The sequence below is a fragment of the Dysosmobacter acutus genome (assembly GCF_018919205.1).
GTDB lineage: Bacteria > Bacillota > Clostridia > Oscillospirales > Oscillospiraceae > Oscillibacter > Oscillibacter acutus.
The window spans coordinates 2,298,572-2,310,118 of sequence record NZ_JAHLQN010000001.1 but is presented as its reverse complement, the minus strand read 5'-3'; the positions used below and the strand labels follow the sequence as shown (position 1 = coordinate 2,310,118).

The 11,547-nt window shown below is 61.2% G+C and carries 12 protein-coding genes; 5 read left to right on the top strand and 7 right to left on the bottom strand.

Going from position 1 to position 11,547, the window contains the following annotated elements; all coding sequences use genetic code 11:
- Window positions 1-17 precede the first annotated feature (17 nt).
- The 4 genes from KQI82_RS11050 to KQI82_RS11035 all read left to right on the top strand — a co-directional run bounded on the left by KQI82_RS11050 (window position 18) and on the right by KQI82_RS11035 (window position 4,336).
- On the top strand, window positions 18-1,226 hold the full coding sequence (locus KQI82_RS11050) for a LeuA family protein (RefSeq protein ID WP_216632808.1): 1,209 nt from the start codon (window positions 18-20) through the stop codon (window positions 1,224-1,226).
- A 60-nt stretch (window positions 1,227-1,286) separates the two neighbouring features.
- Complete coding sequence (locus KQI82_RS11045) at window positions 1,287-2,501, top strand: M24 family metallopeptidase (protein WP_216632807.1); 1,215 nt, start codon at window positions 1,287-1,289, stop codon at window positions 2,499-2,501.
- Window positions 2,502-2,594: 93 nt separating this feature from the next.
- Entirely contained in the window at window positions 2,595-3,560 is a 966-nt protein-coding gene (locus KQI82_RS11040; RefSeq protein WP_216632806.1) for a C-terminal binding protein, read from the top strand.
- A gap of 44 nt (window positions 3,561-3,604) precedes the next feature.
- Entirely contained in the window at window positions 3,605-4,336 is a 732-nt protein-coding gene (locus KQI82_RS11035; RefSeq protein ID WP_216632805.1) for a sulfite exporter TauE/SafE family protein, read from the top strand.
- A 41-nt stretch (window positions 4,337-4,377) separates the two neighbouring features.
- Here the strand turns inward: KQI82_RS11035 and KQI82_RS11030 are convergent, their stop codons facing one another.
- From KQI82_RS11030 to proC, 5 genes are all read right to left on the bottom strand, one after another.
- Window positions 4,378-5,214, bottom strand: a complete 837-nt coding sequence (locus KQI82_RS11030) for a helix-turn-helix domain-containing protein (RefSeq protein WP_216632804.1) — start codon at window positions 5,212-5,214, stop codon at window positions 4,378-4,380.
- 378 nt (window positions 5,215-5,592) lie between these two features.
- Window positions 5,593-6,255, bottom strand: coding sequence for a hypothetical protein (locus tag KQI82_RS11025; RefSeq protein ID WP_216632803.1), 663 nt, complete (start codon window positions 6,253-6,255; stop codon window positions 5,593-5,595).
- Complete coding sequence (locus KQI82_RS11020; protein ID WP_216632802.1) at window positions 6,252-6,995, bottom strand: permease prefix domain 1-containing protein; 744 nt, start codon at window positions 6,993-6,995, stop codon at window positions 6,252-6,254. The genes KQI82_RS11025 and KQI82_RS11020 overlap by 4 nt, the downstream gene beginning before the upstream one ends.
- A gap of 10 nt (window positions 6,996-7,005) precedes the next feature.
- Window positions 7,006-7,341 (bottom strand): PadR family transcriptional regulator, encoded by a 336-nt coding sequence (locus KQI82_RS11015; RefSeq protein ID WP_216632801.1) that lies wholly within the window; start codon window positions 7,339-7,341, stop codon window positions 7,006-7,008.
- Window positions 7,342-7,468: 127 nt separating this feature from the next.
- Complete coding sequence (proC, locus tag KQI82_RS11010; protein ID WP_216632800.1) at window positions 7,469-8,272, bottom strand: pyrroline-5-carboxylate reductase; 804 nt, start codon at window positions 8,270-8,272, stop codon at window positions 7,469-7,471.
- Between the two features lie 147 nt (window positions 8,273-8,419).
- On the opposite strand from proC, the gene KQI82_RS11005 reads away from it, so the two are divergent.
- Entirely contained in the window at window positions 8,420-9,145 is a 726-nt protein-coding gene (locus tag KQI82_RS11005; RefSeq protein ID WP_241426696.1) for a ClpP family protease, read from the top strand.
- A gap of 31 nt (window positions 9,146-9,176) precedes the next feature.
- On the opposite strand, the gene KQI82_RS11000 is transcribed toward KQI82_RS11005, so the two are convergent.
- Complete coding sequence (locus KQI82_RS11000; protein ID WP_216632799.1) at window positions 9,177-11,138, bottom strand: heavy metal translocating P-type ATPase; 1,962 nt, start codon at window positions 11,136-11,138, stop codon at window positions 9,177-9,179.
- 160 nt (window positions 11,139-11,298) lie between these two features.
- Window positions 11,299-11,517: a cation transporter gene (locus KQI82_RS10995; RefSeq protein WP_216632798.1), complete on the bottom strand. Its 219-nt coding sequence runs from the start codon at window positions 11,515-11,517 to the stop codon at window positions 11,299-11,301.
- Window positions 11,518-11,547 lie beyond the last annotated feature (30 nt).

The window sequence follows — 11,547 nt, the reverse complement described above, 5'->3', positions numbered from 1 at the left end:
CAGAAGGGGGAATTCACTTGAACGGAAAGCCGTGGGAAACCGAGAACTGGAATGTCAGCCAGTGCAACTACTGGGACGAGGTGCGGGAGAAGTTTCAGCTGGCCCCGCACATCCAGTTCCATGACGCCACGCTGCGGGACGGGGAGCAGAGCCCCGGCGTCGTATTCAGCGTGGAGGATAAAATTGCCATAGCAAAACAGCTGGACCGGATCGGCATGCATCGGATTGAGGCCGGTATGCCCGCGGTCTCGGCGCAGGACTTTGAGGCGATTCGCCGAATCTCCCAGCTGGGACTTAAGGCCAGGCTGTTCGCATTTTCCAGGGCCATGCCCGGGGATATTGAGAAGGTGGTGGCCTCCGGGGTCAGCGGCGCGGTCATTGAGATCACCTGCGGAGAATCCAGGCTGAAATACGCCCATCCCAAGTGGGGGTTTGAGGATGTGGTCCGCCAGAGCGTGGAGACCATCCGCTTTGCCAAGCAGCACGGCCTCTATACGGTCTATTTCCCATACGACACCACCCGGGCGGACCCTGATTTTCTCAAAGAACTCCTGAAGGAGGTCTGTGAGCGGTCCGATCCGGATGCCGTGGCCGTGGTGGACACGACGGGCACGATTCTGCCCAGCGCGCTGCGCGTACTGGTGGGGCGCGTCCGGGAATACGTGGGAGGCCGCCCCGTGGAAATCCACACCCACAACGACCTTGGTATGGGCGTTGCCAACGCCCTGGCGGCGGTGGAGGCCGGGGCGGAAGTCGTCCACGGCTGCATCAACGGCTTGGGCGAGCGCTGCGGCAACGCGGCTATGGAGGAGATGGTGGTTGCGGCCGAGGCGCTATACGGCATCCGGACAGGTATCGACTGCTCCAGACTCAGGGAGACCTGCCTGCTCCTGGAGCACCTCTCCGGCGTCAGGGTGCCGTTCAACAAGCCCATTGCCGGACCCGCGGCCTATATGAAGGAAAGCGGCGTCGGCATCAAGGTGGCCACGGAGCACCCCCTGGTCACCTTCCCCATCAGCGACCGGTTCGTGGGCGGCAAGCGCACGCTGGTCTTGGGAAAAAAGAGCGGTAAGGACTCCATCCATATGAAGTTGGACGAGTTCCACGAGACGCTGCCGGAGGAGAAGGTGGAGCTCCTGCTGACCCGGGTGAAGGAGCTGTCCATCCGGGAACGCCGCTATCTGAGCGACGAGGAATTCCGCACTTTACTGAACTCTGTCCGCTGAGCGCAGATATGAATTGGGCGGTGGCCCATCATATAAGAAAATTTTCAGGGAGGTTACATTATGTCTCAAAACCAGCTTGGAACGGCTCTGGGCGCCCAGGGAGTGGACTGGGAGGTTCGAATCGACTACGACCGCATGCGCAGAGAGCGCCTTGAGCGGCTGACCAACGCCGTAAACGAGTCCGGCATTGACGCGCTGTTCGTCTTCCGCCTCGAGGCAACACGCTACGTGACCAGCTTCCGCTCCCACGACTGGCCCATGGCCCACTGGGGCATGGCGGCCGTCATCATGCCCCGGGGCGGGGACTACACATTCTACACGCTGGATTATGTCCATGCCAAGGCGCGCATGCCCTGGCTGGGCGATCACCTGACCGACGTCACCTGCCGGGGACTGGATGTGCCCGGCGGAGCCATGGACTGGGCCCTGTCCGCGAAAAAGCGTCTCTACGACCAGGGGATCGAGCCCAAGGTCATCGCGGTGGACGCATGGAGTCCCGCCCTCTATGAGGCGCTGCCCAAGGTGTTCCCCGGCGTGACATTTGTGGACGGTCAGAGCATCATGATGAAGGCCCGGATGATCAAGACCCAGGATGAGATCAGCTGCCTGCGCATGGCCTATGAGATCACCATGGCCGGCATGGCCGCCTGCACGGAGTTCCTGCGTCCGGGCCGCAAGGAGTGCGAGGTCCTGGCCGAGGCATTCAAGGCCATGTACTACTATGGAAGCGAATGGAGCCAGTGTTCCAACATCGTCTGCTCCGGTCCCTATACGGCGCCCTACCGCCGTTTCACCTCGGACCGCATCATCGGCTACGGCGACCCGGTCATCATCGACATCGGCGGCCGGTTCAACGGCTATTGGGGCGACTTCACCCGCACCTGGATCTGCGGCAGGGGCGCAAAGCCCTCCAAGGAGCTGAAGGCGGAGCACATGAAGTGCTACACCGCCCTGAAAAATGCCGAGGCTGCCTGCAAGCCGGGCAACACCACCCGTGATGTGGCACTGGCCTGCGGGGACAACTTCATCCTGGGCAGCAGCCTGGGCCACGGCCTTGGCATCTCCGCCAACGAACAGCCGCTGCTTGGCACCTACAAGGGCGTGATCGAGCCTGAAAACGCTGTGACGCTCCAGCCTGGCATGGTCTTTTCCATTGAGCCCTACTCCGGCACACCGGGCATCGGCGGCATCCGCCTGGAGGACAATGTCATCATCACCGAGGACGGCTGCGAGGTACTCAGCACCTATCCCTTCGAGGAGCGCTTCTTCGACTGATGAGCCATTGAGCGCAGTCTGGGTACGGGCCGGCGGAGGGCGGTCCGCACCCAGACAAACCTGCCGGTCCGGCATAAAAATGGAGGCTTTCCTATGCGTTTTAAAGTTGTTCTTACAGACGGCCGCATGCCCCATTACGACTATGAGCGGGAAATCCTGGCCGGGGTGGACGCGGAGCTGGTGTTCTCCGGCATTCCCTTCGGCACAAGGGACGACGAAGCGCTCAAACGCGCCGTGGCGGACGCGGACGCGCTGCTGGTTTCTCAGGCCCAGATCACCCGGGAGATCATCAGCAGCATGGACCACTGCAAAATCATTGTCCGGTACGGCATCGGCACGGACACGATAGACATTCCGGCGGCCACGGAGAAGGGCATCCTTGTGGCCAATGTGGTGGACCACTGCGTCTCGGAGGTGGCGGACACGGCTCTGGCGCTGATTTTATGTCTGGCGCGCAAGACCGTGCTCTCCGCCCGCCAGGTCCGTCAGGGAATGTGGGGCGTGGCCGGATTAAAGCCCATCCACCGCATCTCCGACACCGTGTTAGGCATCTTGGGCTGCGGACGGATCGGTCGCGACATCGCCCGCAAGGCGTCGGCCGTCGGGTTCAAGGTCGTCGGCTTCGACCCCTATTTGCCGGAGGCGGCGGCCCGCCAGGCGGGCATCCGCCTGGTGAGCCGGGAGGAGCTGCTCTCCACCGCCGACATCGTCACGCTGCATATGCCGCTTTCGGAGGAGACGGCCGGCATGATCGACCGGTCGGTTCTGAACCGGATGAAGCCCGGCGCGGCCATCGTCAACGTGAGCCGAGGCGCCCTTATCTGTGAACCCGACCTGATCGAAGCCCTGCAATCCGGCCACATCGGCGGCGCGGGGCTGGATGTCACCTGCCGGGAGCCGATCGAACCGGATAACCCGCTGCTCACCATGGACAATGTGATCGTCACGGCCCATACGGCCTGGTACTCCAATGAAAGCAACGACGAGCTGCAGAGGAAGGCCGCTCAGATTGTGGCGGACGCCCTGACGGGAAAGCCGGTCAAAACAAGGCTGAACTGACCATCTGAGAGAATATGCCTGAGCGGGCAAGAGAGGGTGATTTCATGACAGCGGCGTTTTTCACTCTGCTGGTCTGCTTCATCGGGGGCGCGCTCCAGTCCCTGATCGGCTTTGGCTGTGCCATCATCATGATGGCGCTCCTTCCATACCTGATATCGCCCATTCCCCTGGTGTCGGGCATGACCAGCGTCATCTGCTTTCTCTGCTCACTGGCTCTGACGCTTAAGTACCGGCGGCCCGTGCACCTGCGGAGGATCCTGCCTGTGTTCGCGGCATATCTGGTTCTGCTGCCCATCTCCAACAGGATCGCCCTCGCCCTGCCCCCGGGCCGTATGAAGCTGTACCTTGGGCTGGCCCTGGTGCTGATGAGCGCCTACTATCTGATGTGCTCAGGAAAGACACTGCGGCTGCCCCGGACCCTTCCCGTGGCGCTGGCAGTGGGGATGCTCAGCGGCATTTTAAGCGGACTTTTTACCATGGGCGGCCCGCCGGTTGTGCTCTATGCCATGAGCGCCTCGGACGACAAGGAAGACTACCTTGGGATGATCCAGTTCTATTTCACCATCACCAATCTCTCCAACAGCGTGGTCCGGATTGCCGCCGGCGTCATCACACCGGCCGTGCTCCCCTGGATCGCCGTGGGCATGACCGGCACCGCCGCGGGTATGCTTGCGGCAAAGCCCCTTCAGGGCAGATTGAACTGGGACGCGCTCCGTCGGTGGACCTATGTGATGATCGGCGTGGTCGGCGTGAACAACATTCTTTCGGCGCTTTAAAAAGAGCACAGGGGCGCATCGCCCCTGTGCTCTTTTGTCCGCTATATTTTGTGGCTGGACCGGTATTCCCGGGCATAGCGGCCGGGAGAGGTCCCGACCACGTTGGTAAAGGTCTTGATGAAGTGGGCGTTGCTCCCGAACCCGGACCGCTCGCCCGCCTCCTGCACGGAAACGCCGCTGCGCAGCAGCGACCGGGCCTGGGCCAGCCGGTTCCGGATGATATACTCCGTGGCGCTGAAGCCGGTGACTTTTTTGAAGAGATGGCAGAAATAGTGTTTGCTCAGGTAGAACTCACCGGAAAGGGTATCCAGAGGCAGCGGCTCGTCCAGGTGCTCCTGGATATAGTCCAGGACCGGCCGGATCCGCTTATAGTCCGGAGAGGTGACGGGCTGGCCCTCTTCAAAGGGCTCCCCCAGGATATTCCCGATATAGTACAGGATCTCCAGCAGGGCGATGTTGCACTGGAACGTGTTCCCGCGCTCCGCTCCGCTCAGCGTATACAGCCGGTCGAAAAGGTAGTTGAGCTGGATGTAGTCCTGGGGGGAGAGCAGTGTGCAGAGATAGGTCCGGTTCAGAACCGAAGCGACCGGGTCCGTCCCGTCGCTTAAGTCCCGGAGAATGGTTTCGGGGAACTGCAGCACGTATCGTTTGAATTCATCCACCTCGGATCTCGTCCGGTGCAGACACCCGGCCTGAATGAGGCAAAGGGTGCCGTTTTCCAGCGGGAAGAGCTCGTTGTCAATGAAGATCGAGCCCGCGGTGGTCAGTGAAAAAAGAATTTCATAGTTGTCGTGAAAATGGAACTGCGGCTTTTGCCAGCTCTTGTCCGTCAACAGCCGCAGGCTGTAGTCAAACCGCATGGCTGAATTCACCTCCATTGCCGTCTGCGCCGGCCGCCCGTTGGGATTGACGCGGTCCGGGAGGACCGCATCCCGATTGACTCACACAAAAAGACCATCCAATTTTCCTCCTTCAAGAGTAGCACGGAGAGTATTTTTTGTCCACTGATTTCATTGTAAAAATATCAAATTTGATGAAAAAAGAAAACAAGATTTCACAAGTTATTTCAAAAATCTTTGAATAATTAAGAATCTTATAAAATTATTGGAAGCAAAAACCACCATATGGAAAAGCGATGGACCTGCCGGGAAATACAGAGCGAAAGCACATGCCTCTCTCAGGTGGTGTGAAAAGGGACCGGCACGGCTTTTAGCCGTGCCGGTCCCTTTTCTTCAATGAATGCCGGCGTGGGGATGTCATCCCATGGAGGTGCTGCCGCTCCAGGGCACCTCGAACCCCCGGATCCATCCGCCATCCTGCCGATAGGTGTCGGCATGGACCTTGATGCGGCGCTCCCGAGCGTCCTCAAAGGACAAAAGGAAGGGGTGGGCGAATACACGGTGGCCCTCCGCCTCCAGAAATTCCGTGACCTGGCAGGTGTCGGAGATTCCATTTGGATCACGGGCAAGGTCCGTGACGCTCAGCTGCAGCGAGGCGATGTCCGGGTCGCTGACACAGCCGAACACATAGACGATGTAGCGGTCCAAATCCGAATAGGTGACGCTGTACTCGCCGATGACCACCGGCTCCGACCCATCGCAGTCCAGAACCGGCGCGTAGACCGGATACCAGCCGCCCAAAAGGTTCCAGCGCATGGAGGTCAGCATCACCACATCCTCGTTGCAGGAGAGGTAGAAGAGAGTAAAGGGGTGCACCTGGGGCAGATAGTCCCGGCGCAGAGTCTCCGTCCGGCGGACGCCGGAGCGGTCCTCCTGATTCCGCAGCGCCTGGATGGGTAGAAAACCGTAGAGGTTGGTGAGGACCATGAAAAAAACAAGGGCCAGCGCCGCCGCCGTCCGGCGCAGGGCCTTTTTCCGCCGGGAAAGCTCCGTCTTTTTTACTGATTTGTGATCGCTCATGGCGCAGCCTCCTCTCCCGGCAGGGGGATGTATTCCTCCAATTGGTAGCCGTGGGAATCGTAGTACAGCGTAAACCCATTCTCCCCCTCCGGAAGCGGAAAGCTGATGGTTGTGTACCAGGCGCCTGTGTTGCCGCTGCCGCCGTAGAGGCGCTCCAGCTCATTGCCTGATTCATCCAGAAAAACCACGTCCCGCACCAAAGACTCCGAGGCGCAGCGGAAGGGATTGCGGTTGTAGGCACAGAGATAGACCCGGACGCGGGAGTCGCCGTTGGCGTCCATGTGGTTCGGTTCCAGGCCGTAAACCCGCAGCACGCTGCCGCCCACCGTCCAGCGGTAGTCCGTGAGGCAGACGCTCTCCGGCGCGGCACCGCTCATGAAGCGGCCCCCATAGGAGGGGGAGATGCGGCAGCGCAGATTGTTATAGGCGCTGCCGAAGAGGGGGAGGGTAAAGAGGATGTAGAGGCAGAGCAGCAGGAGCAGCGCCCCCGAGAGGCGGGAGAGAATCAGCCACCCCAGCGGATACTGACGGTTCATGGCCCGGCCGATCTCAGCAGGATCGCCCATGGCCTCCACGGCGGCCTGCGCGGCCGCCTCCTCATCGCTTCCGGAAGATTGCAGCGCCTCCGCCCGGTCCTCCAGATGGTCCCGGAGCTCCCGGCGGATGCTGTCCCGCTCCTCCGGCGTGGCGTGGCGCACCTCCCGGCACACCTGTTGGCAAAAGGTTTCAAAAAGCTCCATCCGCCGCTCCTCACGCAAGCCCCATGGCCTGCTCCAGCACCGCGTTGACGCTGTGGCTGTAGCGGCGCCACTGCTCCGCCTCCGCCTTCAAAGCAGCGGCGCCCTTTTCCGTCAGGCGGTAGTATTTCCGCTCCCTGCCGGAGGGGGCCTGGGTCCGGTAGGACTCCACTGCGCCGGAGCGCTCCAGGCCGTGGAGAATGGGGTAGAGGGTTCCCTCCTTCATCTCAAAGGTGTGGTCCGACTGGCGCTCTAACTCCGCGATCATCTGATAGCCGTACATGTCCCCCTGGCTCAGCAAAGAGAGCACCAGCAGCGCGGTGTGGTCCATGGTTTGCTTCCGGCCCATAGGCAAGCTCCTTTCATACATCGATTCTCTATGTATAGCATACCTTGAAACTCGAGGCATGTCAAGGAGAAACCTGTGCGCAAAAGGGAAAAACGCCCGCCGGAATAATTTCCGGCGGGCGTTCATCTTACTTACCCAAGGACTGGTTTTTTTCGTACGCGGCGATGACCGCGTCCATCACCGTGGCCCGGAAGGCGCCCTGTTCCAGGGTACGCACCCCTTGAATGGTGCTGCCTCCGGGGGAGCAGACCGCGTCCTTGAGGACGCCTGGGTGATCGCCTGTCGCAAGGATCAGCCGGGCGGTGCCGGCGGTCATCTGCGCGGCCATCTCCAGCGCCTGAGCCCGGGGCAGGCCGCAGGCCACGCCTCCGTCGGCCATGGCCTCCACAAAGAGGTTTACAAAAGCGGGGCCGCAGCCGGACACGGCGCTGCCCGCGTCGATGAGACGCTCCGGCAGCCGGCAGAAAAGGCCGGCTCCGGCCATGAGGGAGAGGAACTCCTCCGTCCGTTCACCGTCCACACCCTCGCCGGGAGCGTACAGGATCATCCCCTCGCCGATGGAGGAGGGCGTGTTGGGCATGATGCGAAGCACCGGATAGCTTCCCCCGGCCAGACGCCGGATATCCGCGGTGGTCAGTCCCGGAGCCATGGACACCAGAATAAAGCCGTCGCCTCGCTCCTTCAGAATGGGGGCGATGCCGGAGAGCAGGTCCTCGGTCATCTGGGGCTTGACGCCTAAGAAGATGTACTCCGCCTGTCTTGCGATGGTCTCGTTGTCGGATACCCGGCACCCCAACTTGACGGCCAGCGATTCCGCCTTGGACCGGGTGCGGTTGGCCAGGAGAACCTGATCTGCGGAAACGGTCTTGCAGGCCGCCGTGGCCAGGGCGGTCCCCATGTTGCCGGTGCCGATGAAGCCTAAAATTGCCATAGAAAACTCCTCCAGTTTCAGCGGGCGCGCCCGCTTTATTCTTAAAATTCCCGGAATTCAGTATAGCAGATTGAAAAGCGTTTGCAAGTTTGGTTTATTTTCTGACAAACGGTTCATCCTAAGGAGGATCATTAAGGAGGGATTGTTTTGGCAGACAAGACGAAGGAAGTGACCCCGGAGAGCGGCGACGGGGAGAAGAAAGAGGCGCCGGAGCGCTGGCAGCAGCAGATCGTGGACATGGGCAGCGCCACCACGCGAAACAGCCATGGCGCCATCCACTGCCTGACCATCGTGGGACAGGTGGAGGGCCACATGGTTCTCAATCAAAATACAAAGACCACAAAGTATGAACATGTGATGCCGCTGCTGGCCTCCTTGGAGGAGTCAGAGGACATCGACGGGCTGCTGCTCCTGCTCAACACAGTGGGCGGGGATGTGGAGGCGGGCCTTGGCATCGCGGAGCTGATCTCCGGCATGCAAAAGCCCACAGTTTCCCTGGTGTTGGGCGGCAGCCACTCCATCGGCGTGCCGCTGGCGGTATCGGCCAAGGTGAGCTTTGCCGTGCCCTCGGCCTCCATGACCATTCATCCGGTGCGCATGAACGGGACCATGATCGCCGCGCCCCAGACCTACAATTATTTTGACCGGCTGCAGGAGCGGATTGTGAAGTTCGTCTGCAAAAACTCCCACATCAGCGAGAAAAAATTTCTGGAGCTGATGCTCAAAACCGGTGAGATGGCGGCGGATGTGGGCAGCGTGCTCTACGGCGAGGAGGCGGTGAGCCTGGGGCTGATCGACCATGTGGGCGGGCTTTCCGAGGCGCTGGAGTGCCTTTATGGACAAATTGATGAGAAAAAGCATCCGGCGGAGTAAACGCCGGATGCTTCTTCTTTTCACAACGCGCCTATCGGAACTCCTCCACGCGGAGGGCCCGGGTGGCGTTTAAAATGGCAAGGAAGGCAACGCCCACGTCGGCGAATACAGCCTCCCACATGGTGGCCGCGCCGAAGGCGCCCAACGCAAGCACGGCGGCCTTAACGCCCAGGGCGAACCAGATGTTCTGCTTGACGATGCGCAGCGTCTTGCGGGAAATCCGCATGGCTGTTGCAATCTTGGAGGGCTTGTCGTCCATCAGCACGATGTCGGCGGCCTCGATGGCCGCGTCGGACCCCAGGGCGCCCATGGCAATGCCGATGTCGGAGCGGGTCAGGACAGGGGCGTCGTTGATGCCGTCGCCCACAAAGGCAACCTTGCCGCCGGGGCTTTTATCGGCCAGCAGCCGTTCCATCCACTCCACCTTGTCGGCGGGCAGCAGCTCGGCATGGTATTCATCGATCCCCAGTTCCGAGGCGATGGCCTCCGCTGTGGCCCTGGAGTCGCCGGTGAGCATCACGGTCTTGCGGACGCCGCCGGCCTTCAGGTCGGCGATGGCGTCTTTCGCGTCTTCCTTGGGCTGGTCGGCGATGAGGATGTGGCCGGCGTAAACGCCGTCCACCGTCACATGGACGATGGTGCCAGGCAGTTCGCAGGGCTGAAAGGCAATGTGCTGGCGGTTCATCAGGCGGCTGTTGCCCGCGCAGACCCGTTTGCCGTCGACGCAGGCGCATACGCCGTGGCCGGCGATCTCCTCCACGTCGGATACCCGGGCCGGGTCCGGCTCCGCCTTGCAGGCGGCCTTCAGAGAGAGGGAGATGGGGTGGTCGGAATAGTACTCCGCAAGAGCGGCGTACTCCAGGAGCTGCTCCGCTTTCAGGCCGGACTCCGGATGGATGGCGGTGACGGAGAAGGTGCCGCGGGTCAGCGTGCCGGTTTTGTCAAAGATAACGGTCTCCGTGTTGGCCAGCGCCTCTAAGTAGTTGCTGCCCTTGACCAGGATGCCGCATTTGGAAGCGCCGCCGATGCCGCCGAAAAAGCTGAGAGGCACGGAGATCACCAGAGCGCAGGGGCAGGAGATCACAAGGAAGATCAGCGCCCGGTGGAGCCAGTCGGACCACACGGTGCCTGATAGGAACGCGGGCAGCGCGCTGTCCGGCGCCAGGGCAAGAACGGCGGAGGGAAGGAGAAAGAGCAGCGCCGCCGCCGCAACCACACAGGGCGTGTAGTACCGGGCAAAGCGGGTGATGAAATTTTCACTGGCGGACTTTTTCTCACTGGCATTCTCCACCAGATCCAGGATTTTGGACACAGTGGACTCGCTGCTCTCCCGGGTGACCTGAATCCGAAGCACGCCGGTCTGGTTGACGCAGCCGCTGATCACCGCGTCGCCGGGCATCACGTCCCGGGGCACGGATTCCCCGGTCAGAGCGGCGGTGTCCAGGGCGGAGCTGCCCGACACCACGGTGCCGTCCAAGGGCACCCGTTCGCCGGGCTTTACCACGACAATGGCGCCCACAGACACCTCCTCAGGGTCCACCTGACTCAGCTGGCCGTCCTCCTCCAGGTTGGCGTAGTCCGGGCGGATGTCCATCAGGGAGGCAATGGACTGGCGGGATTTGCCCACCGCATAGTCCTGGAACAGCTCGCCCACCTGGTAGAACAGCATGACGAACACGGCCTCGGCGTATTCCGCGGTGGCGAAAGCGCCCACCGTGGCCAGCGCCATCAGAAAGTTTTCGTCAAAAACCTGGCCGTGAGCAATGTTGCGTACGGCCCGCCAAAGCACATCCCATCCGATGATGAGATAGGGAATCAGGTACAAAGGCCAGCGGCTCAGAGTAAAGGCCGCCGTGCCGTCCGGGGCTGTGTGACTGAGGGAGAGGAGAGGGACGGAAGCCGGGAGGGAGATGACAGGCAGCAGCTTGACAAGGATCAGCAGTACCGCCGATGTAAGGATGCGGGTCAGCATCTTCTTTTGCTTTTTGCTCATACAGGTTCCTCCGAAAGTGGATTTCGCCTCCGAATAACGGAAGCGGATGTTCGGCGTTGGCCCGCCAGGCAGACAGACGGTGCCGGAGCTTGCCGGCGCCATGGAGCCAGCCGGAGCGCGGGGCCGGCCGCTTTCGGCTGGAGATCAGCCGCGGAGCGCATCACACATGGATCACACAGTCCGGCTCCACCTTTTTGCAGATGGCCACGACCTCCTTGAGTATTTCGTCAAAGCGGGCGTCATCGGCCTCGATGGTCAGCTTCTGGGTCATAAAGCTGACGGCGGCGTCGTGTACGCCGTCGATTTTCCTGATGGCATTCTCCATTTTCGCCGCGCAGTTGGCACAGTCCAGATCGGTCAGGTTGTAGCGCTTTTTCATGTGGGTTCCTCCTCATTTATCAATAAAAAT